A 26,324-nucleotide genomic window follows, 5' to 3' on the forward strand; every position below is an offset into this window, starting at 1 on the left:
CAGGCACGGGCAGGCGAAAGCGGCCGAGAATCGGCCTGCTCCACGCTACGGGAGCGCGTCCACGCCGGTCAAACTGCGCCCGGTCCCGCCCACGCCGACGCGAAAACTCCGAATCTTGCCGACGACCGGGATGCCCGTCTCGACGACACGCCGGGCGGAGCACGATCGCCCACCAGGCCACTTGCGGGTCAGGGTCGCTGCTTGTTAGCGTCGGCGCTTCCGGCACATGTCCACCGCTTTATCCACATCCTGTGGACAACACTGTGGACGACCGCCATCACGCATCGTCGTCATCCGTTCGAGAGGGGGCTGAGCCCAGCCATGTCCTCACCCTCGACCGACGCGGACGACACCTGGGGGCGGGTCGTCTCGGCGCTCGAGGCCAACGGGCTCGGGGCTCGGGAGAAGGCGTTCCTGAGGATCACCCGCATGGTCGGTGTCCTGGACACGACGGTGCTGCTCGCGGTGCCCTACCCGCACACCAAGGAGCTCCTCGAGACCCGCCTGCGCCAGCCCATCGTGGACCTGCTCTCGCGCGAGCTGGCGCGGGAGATCCGGCTGGCCATCACCGTCGACGACGACCTGCGCCAGCAGGTGGAGGAGGAGGCCGACGACACCGACGACGACCCCCTGAGCCGGGAGTCGCTCACCCGGCCGGCCTCCCAGCCCAGCTCGTCGGCAGCAGCGCCCGCGTCCTCGGAGGCGAGGAACGGCGTCGGACCGGCCGCCTCGGGCAACGGCATACCCCGGCCCGCGACACCGGCAGGTCCCGCCGTCACCGGCGCCGCCGACGAGGCGCGGCTCAACCCCAAGTACACCTTCGACACCTTCGTGTCCGGGCCGTCCAACCGCTTCGCGCACGCCGCCTCGCTGGCGGTGGCCGAGTCCCCGGCCCGCGCCTACAACCCGCTGTTCATCTACGGCGAGTCCGGGCTCGGCAAGACCCACCTGCTGCACGCCATCGGCCACTACGCCCGCAAGCTCTACCCCGGGGTCCGGGTGCGCTACGTGAACTCCGAGGAGTTCACCAACGACTTCATCAACTCCATCCGTGACGACAAGGCCGGGGCGTTCCAGCGCCGCTACCGCAACGTCGACTTCCTGCTGGTGGACGACATCCAGTTCCTGCAGGGCAAGGAGCAGACGGTCGAGGAGTTCTTCCACACCTTCAACACGCTGCACAACAGCGAGAAGCAGGTGGTCATCACCTCCGACCAGCCGCCCAAGCGGCTGTCCGGGTTCGCCGAGCGGATGCGCAGCCGTTTCGAGTGGGGGCTGCTCACCGACGTGCAGCCGCCGGACCTCGAGACCCGCATCGCCATCCTGCGCAAGAAGGCGGCGCAGGAGGGTATGCAGCTCCCCGACGAGGTCCTGGAGCACATCGCCAGCCGCATCACCACCAACATCCGCGAGCTCGAGGGTGCCCTCATCCGGGTGACGGCCTTCGCCTCGCTGTCCTCCCAGCCCGCCGACGCCGACCTGGCGGCCCACGTGCTCAAGGACATCGTCCCGGGCAGCGAGACGGCCCAGATCACCGTGTCGACGATCATCCGCGAGGTCTCGGAGTACTTCCAGATCACCATCGAGGAGCTGTGCGGCACCTCGCGCTCCCGGACCCTGGTCAACGCGCGGCAGATCGCGATGTACCTGTGCCGTGAGCTCACCGACCTCTCCCTCCCCAAGATCGGCCAGGAGTTCGGCGGGCGCGACCACACGACCGTCATGCACGCCGAGCGCAAGATCCGGGGCCAGATCGGGGAACGTCGCGCGCTCTACGACCAGATCGCCGAGCTCACCGGGCGCATCCGGCGCGCCTCCCAGCGCTGACTCGCCGCTCCCCTCGCCCACGCTCTTGTCCACACCTGTGGATAACCCTGTGAGTTGCGGCTCAGCGTTCACCGCCGTCACACGCGTTCCTCCCCCCACCCCTCCCGCCTGCGCGCAGACCGGTGGTCCGGGTGTGCACGAGGTGTGGAGAAGCTGGGCATCGACGCAGGTCAGCATGGGGAAAGACGGTGCAGGGCGCCTCGGTGCCTGGGGAGGGCGCCGCTGCGTCCCCAGGCACCACCTCGCGCTCCACCGGTCCCTGCACGTGGTGTGCACAGGCCGGCCCCCGGCCCAGCACGCCCGCCCACCTGCGTCGACAGGCCCCTCGACCCGGGTTGTCCACAGGATCCACAGGCCCGATGACGATGACGAACACTCTCTGTCCCCGTGATGATCCTCCTACGTCCCTGGGGACGTGCTGCAGCAGGACCGGGGGGTTCGTGGCAGAGTTGCCCCGAAGACCACACAGTGCGGAAGGTTCCAGGTGTCGTGAAGTTTCGTGTCGAGCGCGATGTGCTCTCCGAGGCGGTGGCGTGGGTCGTACGTGGCCTGTCCAGCCGTCCCCCCGTCCCGGTGCTGGCCGGGGTCCTGCTGACGGCCGACCCCGAGGGCACCCTGACCTTCTCCGCCTACGACTACGAGGTGTCCGCCACGGTCACCGTCGAGGCCGAGGTGTCCGAGGGCGGTCAGGTGCTGGTGCTGGGCCGGCTGCTGGCCGACATCGCCCGCAACCTGCCCGCCAAGCCGGTCGAGGTGTCCACCGACGGTCCGAAGGTCTCACTGACCTGCGGCTCGAGCCGCTTCGCCCTCATCCAGATGCCGGTGGCCGACTACCCCCAGCTGCCGGCGCAGGCGGAGACCAGCGGGTCGGTCCCCGGTGACGCGTTCACCCAGGCGGTCAACCAGGTCTCCATCGCGGCCGACCGTGGTGACACGCTGCCGATCCTCACCGGGGTACGCGTCCAGATCGAGGGCGAGCGCATCACCATGCTGGCCACCGACCGCTACCGCCTGGCGCAGCGGGAGCTCACGTGGTCGCCGGGCAGCCCGGACGCCGACCACGTGTGCCTCATCCCCGCACGCACCCTCTCCGAGACCGCGAAGTCCTTGGGCGCCAGCGCGGCGGTCGAGCTCTCGCTCGGGGCGGCTGGCCGCGGCGACGGCCTGGTCGGCTTCGAGGCCGGCCGGCGTCGTACGACCACCCGGCTGCTGGACGGGGAGTACCCCAAGGTCACCTCGATCTTCCCCTCCTCCGTCGACAGCGTCGCCGTGGTGGACACCCAGTCCTTCATCGAGGCGGTGCGCCGCGTCGCACTCGTGGCCGAGCGCAACACCCCGGTGCGGCTGCGGTTCACCGACGGCCAGCTGGCGATCGAGGCCGGGACGGGCGACGACGCCCAGGGCAGCGAGGCCGTGGAGGCCACCCTCGAGGGTCCGGAGCTCGAGATCGCCTTCAACCCGCAGTTCCTCCTCGACGGGCTCGGGGTCCTCGGGCAGCCCTACACGCGGCTGTCGTTCACCCAGCCCTCGCGCCCGGCCGTGATCTCCGGCCAGGCCGAGCTCGACGGGGACGCCGACGACTCCTACCGGTACGTCCTCATGCCGGTACGGTTCGCGGGCTGACCCGACGCCACCAGATCACCACCCACCGAAGGAGCAGCAGATGAAGATCGGCATGATCGGCCTGGGCAAGATGGGCAACAACATGCGCGAGCGGCTGCGTCGTGCCGGGCACGAGGTCGTCGGGTTCGACCTCGACGAGAACCTCCGGGACGTGGACGACGTCGAGTCGATGGTGCAGGCCCTCGAGCCCCCCCGGGTGGTCTGGGTGATGGTCCCGCACGGCCCGCCGACCCGCTCCACGGTCGAGCAGCTCGGGGAGCTGCTCGACGAGGGCGACCTCATCATCGAGGGCGGCAACTCCAAGTACACCGAGGACCGCGAGCTGGATGAGCTCATGGAGCCCAAGGGCATCGGCTACGTCGACTGCGGCGTCTCCGGCGGCATCTGGGGACTGGACAACGGCTACGGCCTCATGTGCGGCGGGCGGGACGAGGACGTCGAGAAGGCCATGCCGATCTTCGACGCCCTGCGCCCCGAGGGCCCCCGCGAGGAGGGCTTCGTGCACGCCGGTGAGGTCGGGGCCGGGCACTACGCCAAGATGGTCCACAACGGCATCGAGTACGGCCTCATGCACGCCTACGCCGAGGGCTTCGAGCTGCTCATGGCCAAGGACATCGTCACCGACGTCCGGGGCTGCTTCCAGGCCTGGAGCCGCGGCACCGTGGTGCGCTCCTGGCTCCTGGACCTGCTGGTCAGCGCCCTGGGCGACACTCCCGGGCTCGAGGGCATCGACGCCTACACCACCGACTCCGGAGAGGGGCGGTGGACGGTCGAGGAGGCCATCGACAACGCGGTCCCGATGCCGGTCATCAGCGCCGCGCTCTTCGCCCGCTTCGCCTCCCGCCAGGAGAACTCCCCCGCCATGCAGGCCGTCGCCGCGCTGCGCGGCCAGTTCGGCGGGCACGACGTCCGGATGCTCGACGACGCCGACCTGGAGCAGGACCAGAAGGAGGTCCACGGGGGCGCCGAGCCGAAGAAGAAGGACTCCGACAGCCAGCAGCGCCCGGGTGCCCGCCAGGAGGGCGACGAGCCGGCCTCGTCGCCCGACGCCGGTCCTTCCTCCGGCTCCGGTGCCACCGAGGACGCGTCCGGGCCGACCTCCGGCACCGGCGACGCGCACTGAGCCGACGCGAGAGCGGTGCACCTGACACACCTGGAGGTCAGCGACTTCCGTAGCTACCCCGCCGCCGAGGTGGACCTGGAGCCCGGGGTCAGCGTGCTCCTCGGGCGCAACGGGCAGGGCAAGACCAACCTCGTCGAGGCCGCCGGCTACGTCGCGACCCTGAGCAGCCACCGGGTGGCCCAGGACGCTCCGCTGGTGCGCGCCGGCGCGACGGGCTCGGCCATCGTGCGGGCCACCGTCGTGCGGGACGGCCGGGAGTCGCTGGTCGAGCTGGAGATCGTGCCCGGCCGGGCCAACCGGGCCCGTCTCAACCGGGCCCCGGTCGGCCGCCAGCGCGACGTCCTGGGCACCCTGCGCAGCGTGCTGTTCGCCCCGGAGGACCTCGCGCTCGTCAAGGGGGACCCGGGCGAGCGACGCCGGCTGCTCGACGACCTCCTCGTCGCCCGACAGCCGCGGTGGTCCGCGGTCCGGGCCGACTACGACAAGGCGGTGCGCCAGCGCGGCGCCCTGCTCAAGCAGGCCGGGCACCTGTGGCGCGCACCCACCCGACGGTCCGGCGGCCCACGGCTGGCCCCCGGGGAGACCCTCGAGGAGGCCCGCGACGGCGCCCTGGCGACGCTCGCGGTCTTCGACGAGCAGCTCGCGCAGATCGGCGGCGCCCTGCTCTACGCCAGGCTCCGGCTGCTGCGGGACCTGCGTCCCTACCTGGAGCAGGCCTACCGGACCCTGAGCGACAGCGACACCCGCGCCGGGGCGACCTACCGCAGCAGCCTCGACCCCGGCACGGACGTCACCGAGGCCGTCGCCGCCGGCGAGGTCCCGACCCAGGAGGAGCTCACCGCGGCGATCCTCCAGTCCATCGAGGCGGTGCGGACGCAGGAGCAGGAGCGGGGGGTATGCCTCGTCGGACCGCACCGCGACGACCTGGTGCTGGCGCTGGGCGAGCTGCCGGCCAAGGGCTACGCCAGCCACGGCGAGTCCTGGAGCCTGGCCCTGTCGTTGCGGCTGGCCGGCTTCGACCTGCTGCGGCACGACCTCGGCACCGACCCCGTGCTCGTCCTCGACGACGTCTTCGCCGAGCTGGACTCCGGTCGGCGTGAACGGCTGGCCGGGCTCGTCGCGGAGTGCGAGCAGGTGCTGGTGACCGCGGCGGTGGCCGAGGACGTGCCCCAGCGGCTGCTGGGCCCCGGGAGCCGGGTCTTCGACGTGACCCTCGGCTCGGTGACGGCCCGGGCCTCCGGGTCCGCCCAGCAGGCCGAGGCCCCCGAGCAGGCGGCCGCGCAGCCATGACGGGCGCAGGGCCGCCGGTGGGTCCGGCAGGCGGTGACGGCGGCGGGGACACCGCTCCCACCGACGGGGCGATGGACGCCGCCCGGGAGGCGCTCTCGCGCGCCCGCCGGACCGCGCGCGACAAGGGACTGCGGCCCGGCTCGCCAGGACGCTCGCGGCGACGTCGTGGGGGCACCGGGGAGGAGCCCGACCCGCGGTCCCGCCGCGACCCGCAGCTGCTCGGCGACGAGATGGAACGGCTCGTCGCCGGTCGTGGCTGGGCCGGCGAGGTGCAGGTGGGAGGTGTCGTCGGCCGGTGGCGAGCGATCGTCGGGGACCAGGTGGCCGACCAGGTGGAGGTCGTCGCCTTCGAGGGCAGCACCCTCACCGTCCGCGCCCGTTCCACCGCGTGGGCCACCCAGATGCGGTTGCTCACGTCCACGGTGCTGACGCGGATCGAGGAGCTCGTGGGGGAAGGTGTGGTCGCCGAGATCGTCGTGCAGGGGCCGGCCGGGCCGCACTGGCGCAAGGGGCCGCTGTCCTCCGGGGGGCGCGGGCCGCGGGACACCTACGGCTGAGACGCGCTCCTGGCGGTCGCGACCCCGGGTGCGTGGGGGGATGCCTGATCGAGGGTCACTCCGCTCACACCGCCGTTGGGACGGCCCAGAGGACGGGGCACACGCCGGGGAAACTCGGATCCGCGCGGTGGAAAGGGTAGACTGAGACGTCTTTGACACATCCACCCGAGGAGCCCCCTTGTCCAGTGCCGGACCAGAGCACGGAGCGATCTCCGACGTCACCGAGGACCCGGCCATGCCGGAGCTCCCGGAGACGGCACCGCAGTCCGGGGCACCGGAGTCGCTCGCCACGGCCTCGGCCTACGACGCCTCGGCGATCACGGTCCTCGAGGGCCTCGAGGCGGTCCGCAAGCGACCGGGGATGTACATCGGGTCCACCGGTGCTCGCGGCCTGCACCACCTGGTGTGGGAGATCGTGGACAACGCGGTCGACGAGGCGCTGGCGGGCGAGGCCGACCGCATCGACGTGGCCCTGCGGGCCGACGGGGCGGTGCGGGTGCGCGACAACGGGCGCGGCATCCCCACCGACATCCACCCGGTGGAGAAGAAGCCGGCCGTCGAGCTCGTCCTCACCCAGCTGCACGCCGGCGGCAAGTTCGGCGGGGGCGGCTACAAGGTCTCCGGCGGGCTGCACGGCGTCGGGTCCTCGGTGGTCAACGCGCTCTCCGAGCGGCTGGACGTCGAGGTGCGCCAGCGCGGCACCGTCTTCACCCAGACCTACCACCTGGGCGTGCCCCAGGCGCCCCTGGCCGAGCACGAGCCCGCCTCGGACGCCGACCGGCAGACCGGCACGACGATCACCTTCTGGCCCAGCCCGGACATCTTCGACGCCGTCGACTTCGACTACGAGACCATCCGGGCGCGCTTCCAGCAGATGGCCTTCCTCAACAAGGGCCTGACCATCGCCCTTGTCGACGAGCGTCCCCGCGAGGTGCAGGTCGACGTCGACGCCCTGGACGACGACCCCATGGACGGGGAGGGTGAGGCCGACGACGACGGCACCACCCCCGGTCTGGAGCGCGGTGGCGCAGGGGCGGGCACGGGCCGCTCGCACACCTACCGCTACGACAACGGCCTGCTCGACTACGTCACCTACCTCAACAAGTCCAAGCGCAGCGAGCCCGTGCACGCCGAGGTCATCGCCTTCGAGAGCGCCGACGAGAGCCGCATGCTCAGCCTGGAGATCGCGATGCAGTGGACCGGCGCCTACACCGAGGCCGTCCACACCTACGCCAACGCGATCAACACCCACGAGGGCGGGACCCACGAGGAGGGGTTCCGGTCGGCGCTGACCCGCATGGTCAACGACTTCGCCCGGGAGCAGAAGCTGCTCAAGGAGAAGGACCCCAACCTCACCGGTGACGACATCCGCGAGGGGTTGACCGCGGTCATCAGCGTCAAGCTGGGCGAGCCGCAGTTCGAGGGCCAGACCAAGACCAAGCTCGGCAACTCCGAGGTGCGCGGCTTCGTGCAGACCGCGATGTACGAGGAGTTCGGACACTGGCTGCAGGCGCACCCCCGCGAGGGCAAGGAGATCGTCGGCAAGGCGGTCCAGGCCGCCACGGCGCGGATCGCCGCCCGCAAGGCCCGGGACGCCACCCGGCGCAAGGGCCTGCTCGAGTCCGGGGGGCTGCCCGGCAAGCTGCGCGACTGCCAGTCCAACGACCCGACGATCTCCGAGGTCTTCATCGTCGAGGGCGACTCGGCCGGCGGCTCGGCGGTGCGCGGCCGCAACCCGCACAACCAGGCGATCCTGCCGATCCGCGGCAAGATCCTCAACGTCGAGAAGGCCCGCCTCGACAAGATCCTCGCCAACCAGGAGGTGCAGGCCCTCATCAGCGGGTTCGGCACCGGCATCGGCGAGGACTTCGACATCTCCAAGGCGCGCTACCACAAGATCGTGCTCATGGCCGACGCGGACGTCGACGGTCTCCACATCCGGACCCTGCTGCTCACGCTGCTCTTCCGGTTCATGAAGCCGCTCATCGAGGCCGGCTACGTCTACCTCGCGCAGCCGCCGCTCTACCGGGTCAAGTGGACCAACGCCGAGCACCAGTTCGCCTTCACCGACCGGGAGCGCAACGCCCTCCTGGAGGACGGAGCGGTCAAGGGCTGGCGCCTGCCCAAGGACACCGGGGTGCAGCGCTACAAGGGCCTCGGCGAGATGGACTACAGCGAGCTGTGGGACACCACGATGAACCCGGACACCAGGGTCCTCCTGCAGGTCTCGCTGGAGGACGCCGCCAAGGCCGACGAGATCTTCGCGATCCTCATGGGCGAGGACGTGGAGTCCCGGCGGGCGTTCATCCAGCGCAACGCCCGGGACGTCCGTTTTCTGGACATCTGAGGATCGAGCGATGACGAAGACGTCCAGAAGACGCTGCATCTGAGCCGCCCCACCCCATACCTGAATCGACATAGGTGACCCATGGCTGACGACCAGACCCCCGACCTGCCCGACCTGCCGGAGATCCCGGACGCGTCCACCGCGGCCCAGAGTGCCGACGCCGCCCTGGAGGCGGCGGTGACCGGGGCCGGCGATCGGATCGAGCCGATCGACATCAACGCCGAGATGCAGCGCAGTTACATCGAGTACGCGATGAGCGTCATCGTCTCCCGGGCCCTGCCCGACGTGCGCGACGGGCTCAAGCCGGTGCACCGGCGGGTGCTCTACGCGATGTACGACGGTGGCTACCGCCCGGACCGCGGCTTCAACAAGTGCTCGCGCGTCGTCGGCGACGTCATGGGCCAGTACCACCCGCACGGAGACGGCGCGATCTACGACGCCCTGGTCCGGCTGGTGCAGGACTGGTCGATGCGGCACCCGCTGGTGCAGGGGCAGGGCAACTTCGGCACCCCCGGGGACGACCCGGCGGCGGCACCCCGGTACACCGAGTGCCGGCTGCACCCGCTGGCCATGGAGATGGTGCGCGACATCCGCGAGGACACCGTCGACATGGTCGACAACTACGACGGCAAGACCCGCGAGCCCGCGGTCCTGCCCGCACGCTTCCCGAACCTGCTGGTCAACGGCTCGGCGGGCATCGCCGTCGGAATGGCCACGCAGATCCCCCCGCACAACCTGCGCGAGGTCGCCGCGGGGGCGCAGTGGCTGCTGCAGCACCCGGACGCCTCCCGGGAGGAGCTGCTCGACGCGCTCCTGGGGATCATCAAGGGCCCGGACTTCCCCACCGGTGCGCTCATCATGGGCAAGAAGGGCATCGAGGACGCCTACCGCACCGGGCGTGGCTCGATCATCATGCGGGCCGTCGTCGAGGTCGAGGAGATCCAGGGGCGCACCTGCCTGGTCGCGACCGAGCTGCCCTACCAGGTCAACCCGGACAGCCTGGCCAAGAAGATCGCCGACCTCGTCAAGGACGGCAAGCTCAGCGGTGTCGCCGACCTGCGCGACGAGACCTCGGGGCGCACCGGGCAGCGGCTGGTCGTCGTGCTCAAGCGGGACGCCGTCGCCAAGGTCGTGCTCAACAACCTCTACAAGCACACCCAGCTGCAGCAGTCCTTCGGCGCCAACATGCTGGCGCTCGTCGACGGGGTGCCGCGGACCCTGCCGATCTCGGCGTTCATCCGGCACTGGGTCGACCACCAGGTCGAGGTCATCGTCCGCCGCACGCAGTTCCGGCTGCGGGAGGCCGAGAAGCGGATCCACGTCTACCGGGGCTACCTCAGGGCGCTGGACCAGCTGGACGCGGTCATCGCGCTCATCCGGCGCAGCCCGTCGGCGGACGAGGCGCTCAACGGGCTCATGGAGCTGCTGGGTATCGACGAGGCGCAGGCCCGGGCCATCCTCGACCTGCAGCTGCGCCGGCTGGCCGCCCTGGAGCGGGCCCGCATCCAGGCTGACCACGACGAGCTGGAGGCGCAGATCGTCGAGTTCGAGGCGATCCTGGCCAGCCCCGCACGACAGCGCGAGATCATCTCCACCGAGCTCGCGGAGATCGTCGACAAGTTCGGCGACGACCGGCGCACCACGATCGACCTCTTCGACGGTGACATGTCGATGGAGGACCTCATCACCGAGGAGGACGTCGTCGTCACCATCACCCGGGGCGGCTACGTCAAGCGGACGCCGGTGCGCGAGTACCGCGCCCAGCACCGGGGCGGGAAGGGTCGCCGGGGTGCGGCGCTGCGGGCCGACGACCTCGTGCAGCACTTCTTCGTCACCAGCACCCACCACTGGATGCTCTTCTTCACCGACCAGGGCCGGGTCTACCGGTCCAAGGCCTACGAGTTCCCCGAGGGCGGGCCGACCGGCAAGGGTCAGCACGTCGCCAACCTCATGGCGTTCCAGCCCGGGGAGAGCATCCGCTCGGTGCTGCCGCTGCGCGACTACGAGCAGGCGCCCTACCTCCTCCTGGCCACCAAGAACGGCCTGGTCAAGAAGTCGCGGCTCACCGACTACGACTCCCCCCGGTCCGGCGGGCTCATCGCCGTCAACCTGCGGGAGGGTGACGAGCTGGTCGGCGCCGCCCTCGCGCACGGCAGCGACGACGTGCTGCTCGTCTCCCGCGACGGCCAGTCGGTGCGCTTCCCCGCGGCCGACGAGATGCTGCGCCCGATGGGGCGAGCGACCTCGGGCGTGACCGGGATGAAGTTCCGCGGTGACGACGAGCTGCTCGCGATGCAGGTCGTCGCCGACGGCACCGACCCCTACGTGTTCGTGGTGTTCTCCACCGGGATGGCCAAGCGCACCCCCGTGTCGCAGTACCGCGTGCAGGGTCGTGGCGGGCTGGGGATCAAGGTCGCCAAGGCCACCGACAAGGCCGGCCCGGTCGTCGGTGCGCTGCTCGTCGACGAGTCGGACGAGGTGCTCGTGCTCACCGAGCGCGGCAACGTCGTGCGCTCGGCGGTGGGCGGAGAGCGGGGGGTCCGGGTCACCGGCCGCGACACCAGCGGCGTGCGCTTCGCCAACCCCGGACGGGGAGATGCGGTCCTGGCGATCGCGCGCAACGCGGAGGCGGCGGGCGAGGAGGAGCTCGAGGAGGCCGTCGAGGCCGCCGTGCAGGTCGACGGCGCGGATGCGGCGGTCCCCGAGGACGATGGCGTACCGTCGGGTCAGAACGAGGACACCCTGCCGTCCGGCGAGCACGTGGCCGACGGCACCGAGAGCTCTGAGACCGACAGCACCGAGAGCACGGAGGACGACGGCGCATGAGCAGCACTCCGGGCCCCTCGGGGTCCCGCTCCTCGACCGACGAGACGCAGGTGCACAAGAGCGCCGCCGGTGGGACCGGGGCTGGCTCCTCCCCCGGGGGCGGCTCGCCATCCACCCCCCGGGACGAGGGCGACGAGCGCTCGGCGGCCGCCAAGATGAAGGACGGCGCGCTCGCTCGCACCGCTCAGGGGCGCGACCTGGCCGCGCGCAAGGCCCGTGCCCTGCGCGGCGCGACCGCCGGCCTGGCCTCGGGGTCGGCCGCGGGTGCCAGCGCGGGACGGGGTGGGTCCACGGCCCGGGGCGCGAGCCCGCGCGACGGGGTCCAGGGCAGCACGGCCCGCACGTCGGGCAACCGGCCGCCGGGGCGCCCGGCCCCGCGCCGGGGCGGTCCGCGTCGGGTGCGCCTCACCGCGCAGCGCATCGACCCGTGGTCGGTGCTGAAGATCAGCTTCCTCGTCGCCGTGGCGCTGGGGATCTCCGGCGTCGTCATGGTGGCGGTGCTGTGGACGGTGCTGTCCGGGATGAACGTCTTCTCCACCATCAACGGCTTCCTCGCCCAGATCACCAGCGGGGAGGCCAGCGGCCCGACCATCGACCTCACCGACTACCTCGGGTTCAGCCGGGTCATGGCCCTGTCGGCGGTGCTGGGCGTGCTCAACGTCTTCTTGCTCACCGCGCTGGCCACCCTCTCGGCCTTCCTCTACAACATCTGCGCCGCCCTCGTCGGAGGCGCCCAGGTGACGCTCTCCGACGAGTGAGGTGAGCCGGCCGCCCGGTGCTCGGGCGTGCCGTCGGGGTCAGCGCACGATGTGCACCGGCACCATGCTCATGTGCAGGATGTTGCGCGTCGTCGACCCCAGCAGGAACGACGACAGCCGTCCGCTGCCCCGGTTGCCCAGCACCAGCAGCGCCGCGTCGGACGACGCCTCGACGAGGTTCTCGTCGGCGCGCCCGCTGGGGGTGGCGATCTCCACCGAGAGGTCGGGGAAGGCGGCCGTGAGGGCGTCCGCGGCATGCCGTGCCTGCCCCGCCGCCCGCTCACGGCGCACCTCGGCGGCCTCGTCGACCGACCGCATACCGTCCACGCTCAGACCCCACGGGTCGGTCGTCGGGCGCTCCCAGCTGCTGACGACGAGCACGTCCGCACCCCAGGCCTGGGCCCACCTCGCGCCGGCCTCGGCCGCCCGCTCGGACTCCGGGGACCCGTCGACGCCGACCACCACACGCGAGTCGGGTCCGGGCATGGAGGCCGGCCCCGGCACGACGGTGACCGGGCACCGGGCGTGGCCGGTGAGGCCGTAGGTGGTGGCACCCAGGAGGGTGCTGCGGACCCGGCCGAAGCCGCGGGACCCGACCACCACGCCCCTCGCGTGGGCCGAGGCCTCGTCGAGAGCCTGGCGAGGGCCGAGGAGGGACCCCTGGGCGGTGACCTCGAGGTCGGGGTGCGCCTCCCGGGCGAGCGCGGCGCCCTGCTCGGCGAGGTCCTGGGCCCGCTGGTGCTCGGCTGCCGGATCCCAGATGCCGATGGAGACGTCCTGCGCGTGGACGATGCGATCGGCGGCGTGCAGGACCACGAGGGGCGCGACCAGGCGGGCCGCGGCGTCAGCCGCCCACCGGATGGCGTCCTGAGAGCTCTGCGACCCGTCGAAGCCCACGACGATCGGTCGGGTGGTGCTCTGGGTGGTGGTCATCGTCCTCACCTCTCTGTTGTCTACTACATCTCATAGTAGCGCGACCGGGGGTGTCACGCCATGGACGGAGCGGCTGCTCAGCCACCCAGGGGCGGGAAGGGGCGGCGGCTGAAGACGGTCTCGACCGGCACGGCGAAGAACTCGGCGATCTGCAGGGCGAGGACGAGGGAGGGGCTGTACTCGCCCCGCTCGAGGTAGCCCACCGTCTGGTAGTGCACGCCCAGCGCCTCCGCCAGCTCCCGCCGGCTGATGCCGCGCTCGACCCGCAGCATCGCGATCCGGTTGTGCAGCGGCGGTGACTCGCTGGGCACGGGGGTCAGTAGCCCTTCGCCAGGACACGCTCGCGGGCCGCCTGGACGGTGCTGCCGGACTGCCGGCGCGCCATCCGGCGCAGCAGGACCGGGGCGACGAGCAGGCCCACCACCGCCCACCCGAGGAGGACCAGCAGCGCCAGCACGAGCCGGAACTCGCCCCCGATCTCGGCCGCGGCCGCCTCCGGCGGCAGCAGGACGGAGCGCACCGCGACCCCGATCCAGTAGAGCGGGCTGCACTGCGCGGCCCACTGCAGCGGCGCCGGCCAGCCACCGACCGGGTAGAACACCCCGGAGAGGGCGGCCACGGCATACATCGCCATCATCGCCCAGGCGAGGCCGATCATGGTGCGGAAGACCGAGCCGAGCACCGCACCCCACGGGAGCATGGTCACCACCCCCAGCAGGAAGACCACGAGGAGCAGCACCCACCCGAGGAGGTCGCGGGGCATGACGTCGGGCAGGAAGATCGCCGCCCCGACGATGGCCGGCAGCATGGGGATGAGCGCGTCGAAGGGCGCGACGAGGATCTTGGCGAGCAGGTGACCCGTCATGCCGTGGGGCACGGCCTTCGCGCGGAGCAGGGTGCCGTCCTCACGTTCGGCCTGCAGCTCGCCGGCGACCCCGAGGACGGCCGCCGAGATGACGCCGAAGGCGAGGAAGCCGCTGAAGATGTAGCCGCTCGCCCCGACCTGGGCGACACCGAGCTCGGCGTCCCGCAGGAACCACAGCACCACGAGGACCACGAGCGAGACGACGACGACGCTCAGGCCGGCGGGCGAGGTGTACTTCCGGACGAGGGTGATCCGGGCCTGCCGGGCGGCGGACCGGACCACGGCGGTCGGGATGGCCGTGGTCATCTCAGAGCCTCCAGGGCGGCGGTGGGCAGGTCGGCGCCGTCGTGCTCGTCGGTCTCGGAGCGGCGCACGATGTCGAGGTAGATGTCCTCCAGGGAGGCCGCGCGCACCTCGAGCACCTCGACCTCGCCCGGGCGGGTGCTGAGGAGATGCGCGAGGTATGCCGTGGGGTCGGCGTCCGCGTGCACGGTGACCTGCCCTGTCGCCCGGTCGCGCCACCGCACCTCGCTGGACCGCGACAGCTGGTGGCGCAGCGCGTCCGGGGTCCCGTCGGCGACGAGGTGTCCCCCCGCCAGGATGAGCAGGCGGTCGGCGATCTTCTCCGCCTCCGCGAGGTCGTGGGTGGTGACGAGGACGGTCGTGCGCAGGTCCGCCAGGTCGGCCACGAGGTCGTGGATGTCGCGCCGGCCGGCCGGGTCCAGCCCGGTCGTCGGCTCGTCCAGGAAGAGCAGCTCCGGTCGCCCGACGAGACCGATGGCCACGTCCAGGCGGCGTCGCTGCCCACCCGAGAGCTTGTCGATGCGGCCGTCCGCCTGGGTCGCGAGCCCCACGCGGCTCAGCAGCTCGTCGGTCGACCAGGGACGGGGCACGCTCGGCGTGGCGTAGGGGGCGTAGTAGCCCCCCATGACCTCGATGAGGTCGCGCACCTTCCACGTGCCGTGGTCGCGCCAGCTCTGCAGGACCACGCCGACCCGGGACCGCCACGACTCGGGGGCCGTGGCCGGGTTCTCCCCCAGCACCGTGACCTGGCCGGCGGAGGGCTGACGGAAGCCCTCGAGGATCTCGACCGTCGTGGTCTTGCCCGCGCCGTTGGGGCCGAGCAGGGCCACCACCTGGCCGGGGGGAACCTCGAGGTCGATGCCGTCGAGGACCAGGCGGTCCCCGTAGGACATGGTGAGGCCCTGGCACTGGATCGCCGCTGGGGAGGCCGACATGGGATCAATGTAGTAGACGTACTACATTTCGTTCAAGGTCTGCTACGGGGCGTGGAGCGCGTGGCTGGGTGTTTTGGCGGCGCTCCGGAGGGTGAGGTAATCTCGACCGTCGCGTGCCTCGCACGTGCCCGGGCCTATAGCTCAGTCGGTTAGAGCGCTGTCCTGATAAGACAGAGGTCACTGGTTCAAGTCCAGTTAGGCCCACCACCCACCTGCGTCGTCGCCGAGATCAGGAGTTGATCGACAGATGAAGCGCCTCCTCATGGTGGCCGCCGCCGCGGCCGGCCTCGTGGCCCTCAAGCGGATGCAGGACCAGCAGGCCGAGCGTGACCTGTGGGCCGAGGCCACCGACGACGTGCCCGGTCAGCCGGGTCAGTAACCCACCTCCCGCCGGACCCGGCTGCCGCCCAGCAGGAGCGGGTGCGCGGCGGTCGGACAACTTCATACCCCTCGGGGGCGTGGCGCAATTGGTAGCGCATCTGCTTTGCAAGCAGAGGGTTGTCGGTTCGAGTCCGGTCGCCTCCACCCAGGTCAGAGGCCCTTCCCGCTCCGCGGGGAGGGCCTCTTTCGTGCCCGTACCCCAGGAAAGTACGGCTGCAAACGCGTCGATTGTGGGCCTGACCTGCAGGTATGGGGTTACGCGCGTTCCCCCAGGCGTCCCCGAGCTGACGGAGGCGTCGCGCATGGCCTGGGAGCAGACCTCGCAGGTCCGCCCCATACCCCAGGAAAGTGCTGCAACGCCGTCATGCGCGGAGAAGGACGTCGAGGACGGCAGGGGCGAAGAAGCGGCGGCGGTAGGTCTCCCCCGTTGACGAGAGGACGCCGAGGTCGACCAGCTGACCGACGAGGCCGTTGGCCCGGCCGTAGGAGAGCTCTAGGTCGCGTTGGACCTGCCGCACCGTGAAGGAGGGGTGTGCGACCGCGTAGTCGACGAGGGTGTGTGCCTTGTCCGCGCGGAGAGATGAGCCGCGGATCGTCTCCTTCAGGTCTGACTGGACGTCGACGAGCCTCAGCATCTGCCCACGGGTGGTCTGAGCCGACTCCTCCAACCCTTGGGCGAAGAAGGAGATCCACTGGTCCCACTCTCCGGCGCAGCTCACCGCCAGGAGGCGGTCGTAGTACTCGGCGCGTCGTGCCTCGAACCAGGGCGACACCGTGAGGGTCGGCTCGCTGAGGACCCCAGAGGCGTAGAGCTGCAGGACGATGAGAAGGCGGCCGATGCGTCCGTTGCCGTCGTGGAACGGGTGCAGGGTCTCGAACTGGTAGTGCGAGAGCGCCGAGACGACCACCGGGTCCATGGTGTTCTTGTGGTCCGCGGCCATCCAACGCACCAGGTCGCGCACGTTCGCCTCGAGGTCCAACCCGGGAGGAGGGGGGACGAACCTGGCGGCCTTGACGGGGAGCTCCCCGACGGCAGCCGTCCGGCGTTGCCCGATGACGACCTGGATCCTCCTGATCTGCCCGGACGAGGGGCTCTCCGCCGGGGTGCCGCGGACCAGCGTTTGCTGGAGCTCGGCGAGCATGGGGACGGACAGGGTCCGCCCTTGGTTCACCCAGCCGAAGGCCAGGTCGGCCATGGTCACGAAGTTGAGAACCTCGCGCATCGTGAGGCTCACCGGGCCCTCGTCGTCGGCGGTCAGCACCGCGTGCAGGGGTTCGTAGGTGCCCTCGAGCGCCGAGGTGCTCTGGGCCTCCCTCTGCAGCGAGGGTCGCCGGAGCAGCTGGGGGTTGGGCAGCTGACGCGCTGTGCTGTCCAGTGCCGCGAGGGCTGCGCGCGCGTCGGCGACCCGCATCCAGGTCTGAGAGCTCAGGTCGGGCAGGTCATCCGTCAGGGGCGCGGGAACGAAGGCGGAGTGTGTCCAATCCCCGGATCGTGGGTGGACACCCGAGATCGGCACGAGGGTCCCGGTTCTCTTGTTCCCGAACATTTCGATGTCCACAATGTCAATCTACACGTACTTCACAGCAACTTCATCGGTGTGATGTGCAGCAAACGAACATGTCCCGCCCACAGCAGCCGTGATCGGGTCGTTACCTGCAAAGTCGCTGGTCAGGACCTCGTGGAGGGTCGCCTGGAGCTCCGCCGAGCACTCGCTGGCGCTGCCCGACATCAACGTGCCAAGCATCTGTGCCTGCAAGGGCTCTCGGCTCAGTCCGACACACCCTGCCCCGCGATGCGCCGCGCGGTCTCGTCGGGGTCGGCGCCGCCGGCGACGGCGATCCCCAGGGCGTAGGCGGCGACCGGCGCCAGCGGTCGGGCTGCGTCGTGCGCGACGTCCTTGGCCAGGTCGAGCACGCGCTCGACCGTGCGGAGGTCCAGCTGCACGCCGGCGAACGCCCCCACGGCGTCCAGCCACTCCCGGTGCTGCTCCTCGATGCCTTCGACGGATCTCATGCTCCCATCGTCGCGCCCTCCGGGCGACGCGCCAAGCCGCGGCAACCTACGGCAACCGGGCATGGACTATGACAGTGCGTCGTAGTATGAGGTGCATGAACGACTCGGAGTCCGGATCGAGCGACGTGGCGGGGCGGGGCTGGGGCCCGGCTGTGGGGCGCAGGAGGTTCCTGCAGTGGAGCGCCGTGGCCGGTGGGGGAGTCGGGCTGGCCGCGTGCACCGGTGCAGAGGAGGGGCAGACGGCCGCCGGGCTCCTTGCCCCCGAAGCGCCCCCGGACCGGACGGTCTGGAACGCCTGCCTGGTCAACTGCGGCTCCCGCTGTCCGCTGCGGTTCGAGGTCCGGGACGACCAGATCACCCGGGTCCTGCCCGACGACACCGGTGACGACGAGATCGGCACCCAGCAGATCCGCGCCTGCGTGCGCGGTCGCTCGATCCGGCAGCGGATCTACAGCCCGGAGAGGCTCAAGACCCCTCTGCGGCGCGTCGGTGAGCGCGGTGCCGGCGAGTGGGAGGAGATCACCTGGGAGGAGGCCTTCGACGACATCGCCGACAACCTGCGCCGGGTGCTGGAGGAGTACGGCAACGAAGCGGTCTTCCAGGCCTATGGCACGGGGGTCATCGGTGGCACGATCATCAACTCCTACGGCCCCTACGGCGGGGCGATCCAGCGCCTGATGAACATCCTGGGTGGTTCGCTGACCTACTACGGCGACTACTCCACCGGCTGCATCACCGAGGCGATGCGCGTGCAGTACGGCGGCTGGACCGACACCAACAGCCACGACGACTGGAAGAACTCCGAGCTGGTCGTCATCTTCGGCAACGACCCGATCGAGACCCGGATGAGCGGTGGCGGTGAGGTCTTCGTCACCCAGCAGACGAAGAAGAAGCACCACACCCGCGTCATCGTCGTCGACCCCAGGCTGTCGGACACCGCTCAGCAGCTGGCTGACGAGTGGGTCGCCATCCGGCCCGGCACGGACGTCGCCCTCATCGCGGCCCTGGCCCATGTGATGATCAGCGAGGGCCTGCACGACCAGGAGTTCCTGGACAGCCACTGCGTCGGGTTCGACGACGAGCACCTGCCCGAGGGCGTCCCCGCCGGGAGCTCCTACCGGGCCTACGTCATGGGCGATGGCCCGGACGGGACTGCCAAGACGCCGGAGTGGGCCTCCCCCGTCACCGGAGTGCCGGTGGGCACCATCGTCGACCTGGCCCGCCAGATCGGGCGAGCGGCCGGTCCGGTGGCGGTGATGCAGGGCTGGTCGGCCCAGCGCCAGCAGAACGGCGAGAACCAGTCACGGGCCATGTTCACCCTCGCCGCGATGACCGGCAGCATCGGTGTCCCCGGCGGCGGCACCGGGTCCCGCGAGGGCGCCTACATGCTCAGCCTGGCCAAGCCCTTCGACGCTATACCCAACCCGGTGACGACGCAGATCTCCCACTTCACCTGGACCGACGCCATCGAGCGCGGGCCGGAGATGACGGCCCTCAACGCCGGGGTGCGTGGCGCCGACCGCCTGTCGGTGCCGATCAAGTTCATCTGGAACTACGGCGGCAACACCCTCGTCAACCAGCACTCCGACATCAACCGCACCACCGAGCTGCTGCGCGACGACAGCAAGTGCGAGTTCATCGTCGTCATCGAGAACCAGATGACGGTCTCGTCCCGCTACGCCGATATCCTGCTGCCCGACCTGTCCAACGCCGAGCAGATGGACATCATCAACCAGGGGCACGCTGGCAACATGGGCTACACCATCCTGGCGGACAAGGCCATCGAACCGCTCTACGACTGCCGCGGGATCTACGAGATCTGCAGCGAGGTCGCCCGGCGGATGGGCGTGGAGCGGGAGTTCACCGAGGGCCGCACCCAGGAGGAGTGGGTCGAGCACACCGTCGAGGAGACCCGCAAGACCTACCCCGAGCTGCCGCCCTTCCAGGAGCTGCGCGAGATGGGCGTCTGGAAGATGGCCGGGGAGAGCGTGATCCCCCTGCGCGACTTCCGCGAGGACCCGGAAGCCAACCCGCTGCCCACCCCCTCGGGCAAGATCGAGATCTTCTCCGAGGAGGTCTGGGAGAACGCCAGGCGCTGGGAGCTCCCGGAGGGCGAGCGGATCACCGCGGTGCCGGAGTACGTGCGCACCACCGAGGGTGCCGAAGCCGCCCGCGCTCACACGACATACCCCCTGCAGCTGATCAACAAGCACTTCAAGGGCCGCACCCACTCGACCTACGGCAACGTGCCCTGGCTGCAGGAGGCCCACCCGCAACGGCTGTGGATCAACCCGGCGGACGCGACGGCCCGCGGGCTGGACAACGATGACTGGGTCAGGGTCTTCAACGACCGGGGCGCGACCCTGGTCGCCGTCAAGGTGACGCCGCGCATCGCCCCCGGGGTGGTCATGCTGCCGCACGGCGCGTGGTACGACCCCGGACCGGACGGCACCGACCGGGCCGGCACGGCCAACATCCTCACCAGCTGGCACCCGACCTCGCTCGCCAAGTCCAACCCGCAGTACTCCACGCTGGTGGAGCTGGAGAAGACGACCGCACCTGACCTGGAGGCATGATGAGCGACAACCTGGGGTTCTACCTCGACCAGAGCGTCTGCACCGGGTGCAAGGCCTGCCAGATCGCCTGCAAGGACAAGCACGACCTGCCCGTGGGCGTCACCTGGCGGCGGGTGGTCGAGTACACCGGCGGCACCTGGCAGCAGGACGGCGACACGATGGTGCCGAACGTCTTCAGCTACTACACCTCCATCGCGTGCAACCACTGCGAGGACCCGATCTGCGTGGCGGTCTGCCCGACCACCGCGATGCACAAGCGCGAGGACGGCACGGTGGCCGTAGACCCGGACAAGTGCGTCGGCTGCCGCTACTGCGAATGGGCCTGCCCCTACTCCGCCCCGCAGTACAACCCCGAGCTGGGGCACATGACCAAGTGCGACCTGTGCGCCGACTACCGCTCCGAGGGCAAGAACCCGGCCTGCGTCGAGGCCTGCCCCTCCCGAGCCCTGGACTGGGGCCCGATCGATGAGCTGCGCGCCAAGTACGGCACCGTCGACGCGGTCGAGCCGTTGCCCGACCCCTCGATCACCAGACCCCACCTGGTCATCACCCCGCACCGGGACGCCCAGCCCACGGGCAGCGGCACCGGCGAGATCGCCAACCCGACGGAGATCTAGTGCCGTGAACGTCCACGAGCTACCGCTGATCCTCTTCACCGTGCTGGCCCAGATGTCGGTCGGCGCATTCGTCGCCCTCGGAGTGGTCCAGGTGGTCGGCCGACTGCGCTACGGCAAGGCCGCCGTCGACGAGATCGCCGACCCGTCCCTCTACGCCATCGGGCCGGTCCTGGTGCTGGGGCTGATGGCCTCGATGCTCCACCTCGGCAACCCGTTCAACGCGCTGAACACGTTCCGGCATCTCGACTCCTCGTGGTTGAGCCGCGAGATCGTCTTCGGCATCGCCTTCTCCGGGCTGGGCTTCCTCTTCGCGGCCCTGCAGTTCCTCCGCTGGGGCTCGCCGGCGCTGCGGCAGGCGCTGGCCGCGTTGACGGCCGTCGTCGGGCTGGGGCTGGTCTGGGTGATGTCGATGGTCTACGCGTCGCTGCCGACCGTGCCCGCCTGGAACACCTGGGCCACGCCCGCACAGTTCTTCCTCACCACCTTCCTGCTGGGCGCCCTGGCGGTCGGTGCAGCGTTCATGGGCGTCATCATGTGGCGCCGGCAGGGGCTCGCCCGGCGGTTCGCCTGGGTCGAGCGACTGGCCCCGGTCCGCTGGCTGCTGTCCTTGCGGCGTCCGGAGGAGCCGCCGCCCGAGGCCGCCGCCGCGGGCGATGCCGGCCGCCGGGAGCTCGTCGAGGCCTCCCTGCGCTGGGTCGCGACCGCCTCCATCCTGCTCCTCGGGGTGCAGCTGGTCGTCATCGTGCTTCAGCAGCGGGACCTGGCCGCCGACCCGGGTATGCCGTCCGCCTCGGTCGCCGCCTACGGCACCGCCTGGTTCGTCGCGCGCCTCGTGCTGCTCGTGCTCGGTGCCGGGCTGCTCGGCCTCACGCTCTACCGCATGGTCGCCGACCACCGGTCGGCCCTGCTCGTGGCGACCGTGGCCACGGCAGCCTTCGCCACCGTGCTCGCCTCCGAGATCATCGGCCGCAGCCTGTTCTACGACTCGATGGCCAGGATCGGGATGTGAGCGTGCTTCCTGGGCCCGCCGGCGCGGCGCTCGCCGACGCGCTGGACGATGTCGCGGCAGCCTGGACGGTGCTCTCGACCGCCTTCGGGCGGGAGCCGGAGCAGGCTTTCGTCGACGCCCTGCGCAGCCCCGAGCAGCTGGCGGCCTGGCCCTACGAGGACCCGGCCACGAGCGGCGGGGTGCGGCTGCTCGTACGCTCCGGCCGGGGTCACGACGGGCGACCGGAGAGCCTGGAGGCGCTGCGCCAAGACCACCGTCGGCTCTTCGTCGGGCCCCGTCCGCTGCTGGCGGCGCCGTGGGAGTCGGTGCACCGATCGCGGGAGGGCCTCGTCTTCGACGTGCAGACCCTGCAGGTCAGGGACTTCTACCGCCGCTTCGGCCTGCAGAGCCCCTTGCTCAACAAGGAGCCGGACGACCACGTGGCGCTGGAGGCGTCCTTCGTCGCGACCCTCGCGCTGCGCGCCCTCGATGCCCTGGAGGTCGGGGATGCCGACGGTGCGGAGGAGCTGGTGACCGGCATCCGGAGCTTCACCGACCAGCACCTGCAGCAGTGGGTGCCCGACCTGCTCGAGCGCGTCGAGGAGCACGCCGAGACCGACTACCACCTCGGACTGGCCGGACTGACCCGTGGCGCGCTGGGCCAGTTGCACCACCTCGGCGTCGCCTCGACCCTGTCCTGATGCACCCGGACCCGGTCGCGACCGTCACCACCTGGGCCCGCGGGCTCCCGGCCGACCGGCGGGTCGTCCTTCGCTGCGCGGGGTCGGCGGACGGTGGGTCCGAGGGGGCGGTCGCTGGTGGGCCGCACGACCACGTCGTGCGCTGGGAGGGTTGCCTGCGGGCGCTGTCCCCCGCCCCCCTGGCCGAGCTGGTGGCCGCGGCTCCCCTGCTGGTGCTGGACCTCACGGGGTGCTCTTGCGGCGAGCCCGGACCTGCCGTCCGCACGCCTGCTGGCACCACGTCTACCGTCCCGACACCTGATGGCCCCAAGTCCATCGACCCCACGCCCGCCGGGCAGGCCGACCCGCCCGCGGCAGCCTTCCTTCAGCTGGTGCTGGCCGAGCTGGGAGCCGCCATCCGCCTGGAGGTCCTGGCCGCCGTGACGCCGGGACGCTCGGGCTCCCGGCCCGGGCCGGGGCGCGGCAGGGTCACGGACCGGACCAGCAGCGTCGACGCCCTCCCGGTCCGACGCCGTGCCCTCTTCGCCTGGGCCGCACCACGTCGGGAGGTGCACCGAGCCGAGGAGATCCCGACCGTCGAGCGCCTGGCCCCGGGCCCCTCGGACGGGCATGGCGAGGCCGGTGACCAGGTCCGCCTGGCCCGGGCACTGGTGGAGATCCGACGTCAAGTGGTCGGGTTGGCCGGTGGCGCCCACGCGATTTCGCCGGCCCTGCGCACCGAGCTGTCTGCCCGACCGTCCGCGCCAGCCTCACCCCACGCGGCGCCCCGCAGTCGCGACCTTCGGTCCCAGGGCTGCACAGCCTGCACCACCTGCGTGCGGAGCTGCCCGACCGCGGCGCTGGATCTGCGGCAGGGCGAGGCGGGGAGCGTCAGCCTCATGCTGGACCCGGCCGCGTGCATCGGGTGCGGCCGATGTCAGGCCCTCTGCCCGGTGGAGGCCATCTCCGACGATGGCCCGGTGACCTGGGCCCACCTGGCGCAGGAGTCCTCCGCCCCTCTGGAGACGATCCGCGTCCAGGACTGCGCCAGGTGTCGCACCCCCTTCGGTGGGGAGGGGACGCTGTGCCAGGTGTGCCGGATGCGCCGGTCCGACCCCTTCGGCTCCTGGCTGCCGCCCGGGTATGTCGCCCCGCGGGTCTACGCCCCGCCGTCGAGCTCAGTGACCGGTCTCGAGGAGCAGATAGGCCCCGACGACCTGGGCGACCGGTGACCAGACCGGTGTCCTGGCATCCGTCAGGGTGCTGAGCGTCCCGCGCACCTCGCTCCCCGTGCCGACCAGGCCCATCTGGTCCACCCGCAGGGTCTTCGCCGTGAGGACGTCCCCCTCCTCCCAGGCCGTCAGCTCGGTCCTGACCTGCTCGTGCACCGTCCGGACCTGACGACCTAGGCGCGACAGGTGGGGTTGTGCGGCGGCCGCCGCGTCCTCGGCCAGTTCGGCCAGGTCTTCCACCCCGCGCCGCCGGGCCCGTCGGACCAGCCCCTCGAGCAGCAGCACGCCGTCGGGCCGCCAATCCGCCTCCAGCCACGCGACGGCCTCGCCCAACCGGGCGATGTCGTCCTCGAGCCGTTCCGCCCAGGCGCCGGTGTCACCCGCGTCGGTGAGCCGCCTCAACGTCCCCCAGGCCCGCTCGCGACTGCGGCAGACGCGCACCATGGTCCGGACGGCCCCGGCGTCCGGCGTCCCCGGTCGTGTCTCCATGGCCTCATCGTGCCGCACCCTAGTCAGCCGAGTTCCGGGAGGCGCGCGGAAGGCGCTGAGCCCGCAGGTGTGTCTGGCGAGTGACGGCTGTGGCGACACGGCGGGCCTCCTCGGCGAAGGGCGCGGGTGAGGCCTCAGCCGCTGCGAGGACTGCTTCGGGCAGGCCTGTGCGCAGGCGCTCCACGCGGTCCACGGCCTCGGTCGCCTCCAGACCCAGGGAGAGACCGACGGCGACCCAGTCCTCGACGGTCACGTCGCGGACGAGCCAGTTGCGCCCCACCTTCATCGAGCTCCGCACCGCCTCGCCCCTCTTCAGGTACGGCGCATAGGACGCGACGTCGTAGAGGGGTGCCAGGGCCACCCGTGGCCCGCGCAGGAGCAGGGAGTAGTTCTTCGCGTGGGCGTCGGTCCCGCCCACCAGGACGTTGAAGGCGAAGGCGTCGAAGAACGCCGACCGCACGGCATCACGGTCCGCGAGGGCCAGCGTCGACAGGAGCGAGGCGACGTTCTTGACGCTGGGGCCGCCATCGGACTGGTACTTCTTGGTCGGTGGGTAGCTCATGGCCTGCAGCAGGTCTTCCTGATGGAGGCGCAACCACATCCCGTCCTGTCCGCGACCGCGGTCGTAGCGGGTGGAGACCAGCGTCCTGGCCCCGCCGACGTCGACCAGGTCCACCCGGGCGACGCGCAGGCCCAGCAGACCCGCGGCACGCAGGCAGACGAACTCGTTGACGTGCAGGTCCTCGAAGCGGGTGCCGGCGCGGGTCGGCTTGAAGACGTGCGTCGTCGGCATCGCGCCCTGGGGAACACCCCACCCGCCGTCGTCCAGACGGTGCAGCGCCACCTTGTTCTCCGCTCCCGCCAGGCTCCATCGTCCGGAACCGGCACCGACGTCCCAGCCGTGGTCCCCCACCGTCAGGCGCAGAAGAAGACCCGAGAGCTCGCCTTCGGTGAGCCGGCGGACGTCGCCCGTGCGCCGAGCTGCATCCGGTGGGTCGACGTCGACGGGAAGCACCTGCACGGCCCCCGCGGCATCGCGCCCGACGTGCCGGAGCAGGGCGAACGGGTTGCGCGCTGACACCTCGAACCTACGAGCCCACTCCTCCCGCACGGCGAGGTTGTCCGGGAGGAGCCCCTCGAGCCAGGCGGCTACGACACGGTTCGAGTGCCGCGACCCACTCAGCGGCATCGACAGCGAGAGCGGCGTGGGGTTGGCACGGGCGGTGTAGGAACTGTCGTAGGCAAAGGCGAGCGCCCCACCAGCGGTCTGCGCCAACTGTCCGGCAAGGACGCCGTCGAGGTAGACGTTCAGGAATGCCGTCATGAGCCGTCCTCGAAGAGACTGGCGAACGGGTCATCGTCCGTGGCCTCGGCCACGGGGGTGGTGACCAGGTCGACCGCGAGTCCGAGCGCGGCCAGGACGTCGAGCACCTTGCCCATCTCCGCGGAGGGACCCTTCCCCGCTTCCACGCGGGAGAGCCACTGGCGGGAGACCCCCGCCCGGTCCGCGAGAGCCTGCTGACTGAGCCCGGCCTCCCGGCGTGCTCGGCGCACCGCAGCACCGACGTCTCGGACCGTCCTGAGCATGCGACCCACCTCCAACCGTAGATGTCACAGATCTGTGACATCTCGGAATGTCACAGTACCACGACATGTGCATTTGTCGTCGAACCGCGACATCTTCGTTTGTCGCCCATGGGGCGACAGTCGGTCTAGCCAGCCGAGCCGCCCAGTCGTCCGCCGAGCTGGCGCAGTGCCTCGCGCGTGGCCTGCGACGAGACCTGGGAGTAGACCTCCATGGTCGGCCAGGGCCGAGAACGTCACCCACCCAATCTCACGAGGCGCCGCGTCTGTGCGTTCCCGGCGGTCTGCTTCCTGAGCCTGGGTCAAGTCCCGGGTAGTGGTGTAGCGCTGTGCTCCTTCGACAGGGGTTGTCAGGCGGTCAGCGCGGGTAGGGCAT

At 71.2% G+C, this 26,324-nt stretch carries 23 protein-coding genes and 2 tRNA genes; 16 read left to right on the top strand and 9 right to left on the bottom strand.

The window, feature by feature from the left end; genetic code table 11:
• Nucleotides 1-321: 321 nt before the first annotated feature.
• From dnaA to Q0967_RS15685, 8 genes are all read left to right on the top strand, one after another.
• Nucleotides 322-1,827 (top strand): chromosomal replication initiator protein DnaA, encoded by a 1,506-nt coding sequence (dnaA, locus tag Q0967_RS15650; RefSeq protein ID WP_298751982.1) that lies wholly within the window; start codon nucleotides 322-324, stop codon nucleotides 1,825-1,827.
• Nucleotides 1,828-2,316: 489 nt separating this feature from the next.
• The gene (gene dnaN, locus Q0967_RS15655; RefSeq protein ID WP_298751980.1) at nucleotides 2,317-3,450 is read left to right on the top strand and encodes a DNA polymerase III subunit beta; all 1,134 of its coding nucleotides are present in this window, start codon (nucleotides 2,317-2,319) and stop codon (nucleotides 3,448-3,450) included.
• A gap of 40 nt (nucleotides 3,451-3,490) precedes the next feature.
• Nucleotides 3,491-4,573, top strand: a complete 1,083-nt coding sequence (gene gnd, locus Q0967_RS15660; RefSeq protein ID WP_298751978.1) for a phosphogluconate dehydrogenase (NAD(+)-dependent, decarboxylating) — start codon at nucleotides 3,491-3,493, stop codon at nucleotides 4,571-4,573.
• A 15-nt stretch (nucleotides 4,574-4,588) separates the two neighbouring features.
• A complete protein-coding gene (gene recF / locus Q0967_RS15665; RefSeq protein ID WP_299450915.1) occupies nucleotides 4,589-5,863 on the top strand; it encodes a DNA replication/repair protein RecF in 1,275 nt (424 codons plus the stop codon).
• The gene (locus Q0967_RS15670; RefSeq protein WP_298751973.1) at nucleotides 5,860-6,420 is read left to right on the top strand and encodes a DUF721 domain-containing protein; all 561 of its coding nucleotides are present in this window, start codon (nucleotides 5,860-5,862) and stop codon (nucleotides 6,418-6,420) included. Before recF ends, Q0967_RS15670 begins: the two co-directional genes overlap by 4 nt.
• A 235-nt stretch (nucleotides 6,421-6,655) precedes the next feature.
• Nucleotides 6,656-8,767 (top strand): DNA topoisomerase (ATP-hydrolyzing) subunit B, encoded by a 2,112-nt coding sequence (gene gyrB / locus Q0967_RS15675; RefSeq protein ID WP_299450937.1) that lies wholly within the window; start codon nucleotides 6,656-6,658, stop codon nucleotides 8,765-8,767.
• Nucleotides 8,768-8,848: 81 nt separating this feature from the next.
• A complete protein-coding gene (gyrA, locus tag Q0967_RS15680; RefSeq protein WP_298751969.1) occupies nucleotides 8,849-11,593 on the top strand; it encodes a DNA gyrase subunit A in 2,745 nt (914 codons plus the stop codon).
• Nucleotides 11,590-12,351: a DUF3566 domain-containing protein gene (locus Q0967_RS15685; protein WP_298751967.1), complete on the top strand. Its 762-nt coding sequence runs from the start codon at nucleotides 11,590-11,592 to the stop codon at nucleotides 12,349-12,351. The genes gyrA and Q0967_RS15685 overlap by 4 nt, the downstream gene beginning before the upstream one ends.
• A gap of 39 nt (nucleotides 12,352-12,390) precedes the next feature.
• Here the strand turns inward: Q0967_RS15685 and Q0967_RS15690 are convergent, their stop codons facing one another.
• From Q0967_RS15690 to Q0967_RS15705, 4 genes are all read right to left on the bottom strand, one after another.
• The gene (locus Q0967_RS15690; protein WP_298751965.1) at nucleotides 12,391-13,284 is read right to left on the bottom strand and encodes a universal stress protein; all 894 of its coding nucleotides are present in this window, start codon (nucleotides 13,282-13,284) and stop codon (nucleotides 12,391-12,393) included.
• A 77-nt stretch (nucleotides 13,285-13,361) separates the two neighbouring features.
• A complete protein-coding gene (locus Q0967_RS15695) occupies nucleotides 13,362-13,595 on the bottom strand; it encodes a helix-turn-helix transcriptional regulator (protein WP_363321993.1) in 234 nt (77 codons plus the stop codon).
• A 5-nt stretch (nucleotides 13,596-13,600) separates the two neighbouring features.
• The gene (locus tag Q0967_RS15700; RefSeq protein ID WP_298751963.1) at nucleotides 13,601-14,455 is read right to left on the bottom strand and encodes an ABC transporter permease; all 855 of its coding nucleotides are present in this window, start codon (nucleotides 14,453-14,455) and stop codon (nucleotides 13,601-13,603) included.
• Nucleotides 14,452-15,387 (bottom strand): ABC transporter ATP-binding protein, encoded by a 936-nt coding sequence (locus tag Q0967_RS15705; RefSeq protein ID WP_298751961.1) that lies wholly within the window; start codon nucleotides 15,385-15,387, stop codon nucleotides 14,452-14,454. The genes Q0967_RS15700 and Q0967_RS15705 overlap by 4 nt, the downstream gene beginning before the upstream one ends.
• A 130-nt stretch (nucleotides 15,388-15,517) precedes the next feature.
• Here Q0967_RS15705 and Q0967_RS15710 point away from each other — a divergent pair.
• From Q0967_RS15710 to Q0967_RS15720, 3 genes are all read left to right on the top strand, one after another.
• Nucleotides 15,518-15,594: transfer RNA gene (locus Q0967_RS15710), tRNA-Ile, on the top strand.
• A 40-nt stretch (nucleotides 15,595-15,634) separates the two neighbouring features.
• Complete coding sequence (locus tag Q0967_RS15715) at nucleotides 15,635-15,766, top strand: DLW-39 family protein (protein ID WP_235585695.1); 132 nt, start codon at nucleotides 15,635-15,637, stop codon at nucleotides 15,764-15,766.
• A 73-nt stretch (nucleotides 15,767-15,839) separates the two neighbouring features.
• Nucleotides 15,840-15,912 (top strand) — tRNA-Ala (locus Q0967_RS15720).
• A gap of 218 nt (nucleotides 15,913-16,130) precedes the next feature.
• Here the strand turns inward: Q0967_RS15720 and Q0967_RS15725 are convergent.
• On the bottom strand, nucleotides 16,131-17,180 hold the full coding sequence (locus Q0967_RS15725; RefSeq protein WP_298751956.1) for a Fic family protein: 1,050 nt from the start codon (nucleotides 17,178-17,180) through the stop codon (nucleotides 16,131-16,133).
• A gap of 356 nt (nucleotides 17,181-17,536) precedes the next feature.
• A complete protein-coding gene (locus Q0967_RS15730) occupies nucleotides 17,537-17,782 on the bottom strand; it encodes a DUF6457 domain-containing protein (RefSeq protein WP_298751954.1) in 246 nt (81 codons plus the stop codon).
• A 95-nt stretch (nucleotides 17,783-17,877) separates the two neighbouring features.
• On the opposite strand from Q0967_RS15730, the gene Q0967_RS15735 reads away from it, so the two are divergent.
• Genes Q0967_RS15735 through Q0967_RS15755 form a run of 5 tightly spaced genes read left to right on the top strand, consistent with a single transcriptional unit; the run spans nucleotide 17,878 to nucleotide 23,875 of the window.
• Complete coding sequence (locus tag Q0967_RS15735) at nucleotides 17,878-20,358, top strand: DMSO/selenate family reductase complex A subunit (protein ID WP_298751952.1); 2,481 nt, start codon at nucleotides 17,878-17,880, stop codon at nucleotides 20,356-20,358.
• Nucleotides 20,355-20,975, top strand: a complete 621-nt coding sequence (locus Q0967_RS15740; protein ID WP_299450922.1) for a DMSO/selenate family reductase complex B subunit — start codon at nucleotides 20,355-20,357, stop codon at nucleotides 20,973-20,975. The genes Q0967_RS15735 and Q0967_RS15740 overlap by 4 nt, the downstream gene beginning before the upstream one ends.
• A 4-nt stretch (nucleotides 20,976-20,979) precedes the next feature.
• Entirely contained in the window at nucleotides 20,980-21,984 is a 1,005-nt protein-coding gene (locus Q0967_RS15745; RefSeq protein ID WP_298751949.1) for a DmsC/YnfH family molybdoenzyme membrane anchor subunit, read from the top strand.
• Nucleotides 21,981-22,664 (top strand): molecular chaperone, encoded by a 684-nt coding sequence (locus Q0967_RS15750; protein WP_298751947.1) that lies wholly within the window; start codon nucleotides 21,981-21,983, stop codon nucleotides 22,662-22,664. The genes Q0967_RS15745 and Q0967_RS15750 overlap by 4 nt, the downstream gene beginning before the upstream one ends.
• A complete protein-coding gene (locus tag Q0967_RS15755) occupies nucleotides 22,664-23,875 on the top strand; it encodes a 4Fe-4S dicluster domain-containing protein (RefSeq protein WP_299450926.1) in 1,212 nt (403 codons plus the stop codon). The genes Q0967_RS15750 and Q0967_RS15755 overlap by 1 nt, the downstream gene beginning before the upstream one ends.
• Here the strand turns inward: Q0967_RS15755 and Q0967_RS15760 are convergent.
• From Q0967_RS15760 to Q0967_RS15770, 3 genes are read right to left on the bottom strand one after another with little or no spacing between them, the layout of a single operon-like run.
• On the bottom strand, nucleotides 23,822-24,364 hold the full coding sequence (locus Q0967_RS15760) for a hypothetical protein (protein ID WP_299450929.1): 543 nt from the start codon (nucleotides 24,362-24,364) through the stop codon (nucleotides 23,822-23,824). The genes Q0967_RS15755 and Q0967_RS15760 overlap by 54 nt on opposite strands.
• Nucleotides 24,365-24,383: 19 nt before the next feature.
• Entirely contained in the window at nucleotides 24,384-25,688 is a 1,305-nt protein-coding gene (locus Q0967_RS15765) for a type II toxin-antitoxin system HipA family toxin (RefSeq protein WP_299450932.1), read from the bottom strand.
• Nucleotides 25,685-25,951 (bottom strand): helix-turn-helix domain-containing protein, encoded by a 267-nt coding sequence (locus Q0967_RS15770; protein ID WP_298751939.1) that lies wholly within the window; start codon nucleotides 25,949-25,951, stop codon nucleotides 25,685-25,687. Before Q0967_RS15770 ends, Q0967_RS15765 begins: the two co-directional genes overlap by 4 nt.
• Between the last annotated feature and the right edge of the window lie 373 nt (nucleotides 25,952-26,324).

The organism is uncultured Serinicoccus sp. (assembly GCF_947500995.1).
In the GTDB taxonomy this organism is placed as follows: Bacteria; Actinomycetota; Actinomycetes; order Actinomycetales; family Dermatophilaceae; genus Ornithinicoccus.

Coding starts and splice junctions, on each gene's coding strand:
- Q0967_RS15755 (WP_299450926.1), top strand. CDS start 22,664: ATGCACCCGGACCCGGTCGCGACCGTCACCACCTGGGCCCGCGGGCTC.
- Q0967_RS15735 (WP_298751952.1), top strand. CDS start 17,878: ATGAACGACTCGGAGTCCGGATCGAGCGACGTGGCGGGGCGGGGCTGG.
- dnaA (WP_298751982.1), top strand. CDS start 322: ATGTCCTCACCCTCGACCGACGCGGACGACACCTGGGGGCGGGTCGTC.
- Q0967_RS15685 (WP_298751967.1), top strand. CDS start 11,590: ATGAGCAGCACTCCGGGCCCCTCGGGGTCCCGCTCCTCGACCGACGAG.
- Q0967_RS15700 (WP_298751963.1), bottom strand. CDS start 14,455: ATGACCACGGCCATCCCGACCGCCGTGGTCCGGTCCGCCGCCCGGCAG.
- gnd (WP_298751978.1), top strand. CDS start 3,491: ATGAAGATCGGCATGATCGGCCTGGGCAAGATGGGCAACAACATGCGC.
- Q0967_RS15670 (WP_298751973.1), top strand. CDS start 5,860: ATGACGGGCGCAGGGCCGCCGGTGGGTCCGGCAGGCGGTGACGGCGGC.
- Q0967_RS15765 (WP_299450932.1), bottom strand. CDS start 25,688: ATGACGGCATTCCTGAACGTCTACCTCGACGGCGTCCTTGCCGGACAG.
- Q0967_RS15690 (WP_298751965.1), bottom strand. CDS start 13,284: ATGACCACCACCCAGAGCACCACCCGACCGATCGTCGTGGGCTTCGAC.
- Q0967_RS15730 (WP_298751954.1), bottom strand. CDS start 17,782: ATGAGATCCGTCGAAGGCATCGAGGAGCAGCACCGGGAGTGGCTGGAC.
- gyrB (WP_299450937.1), top strand. CDS start 6,656: ATGCCGGAGCTCCCGGAGACGGCACCGCAGTCCGGGGCACCGGAGTCG.
- gyrA (WP_298751969.1), top strand. CDS start 8,849: ATGGCTGACGACCAGACCCCCGACCTGCCCGACCTGCCGGAGATCCCG.
- Q0967_RS15770 (WP_298751939.1), bottom strand. CDS start 25,951: ATGCTCAGGACGGTCCGAGACGTCGGTGCTGCGGTGCGCCGAGCACGC.
- Q0967_RS15740 (WP_299450922.1), top strand. CDS start 20,355: ATGATGAGCGACAACCTGGGGTTCTACCTCGACCAGAGCGTCTGCACC.
- Q0967_RS15760 (WP_299450929.1), bottom strand. CDS start 24,364: ATGGAGACACGACCGGGGACGCCGGACGCCGGGGCCGTCCGGACCATG.
- Q0967_RS15715 (WP_235585695.1), top strand. CDS start 15,635: ATGAAGCGCCTCCTCATGGTGGCCGCCGCCGCGGCCGGCCTCGTGGCC.
- Q0967_RS15705 (WP_298751961.1), bottom strand. CDS start 15,387: ATGTCGGCCTCCCCAGCGGCGATCCAGTGCCAGGGCCTCACCATGTCC.
- Q0967_RS15725 (WP_298751956.1), bottom strand. CDS start 17,180: ATGCGGGTCGCCGACGCGCGCGCAGCCCTCGCGGCACTGGACAGCACA.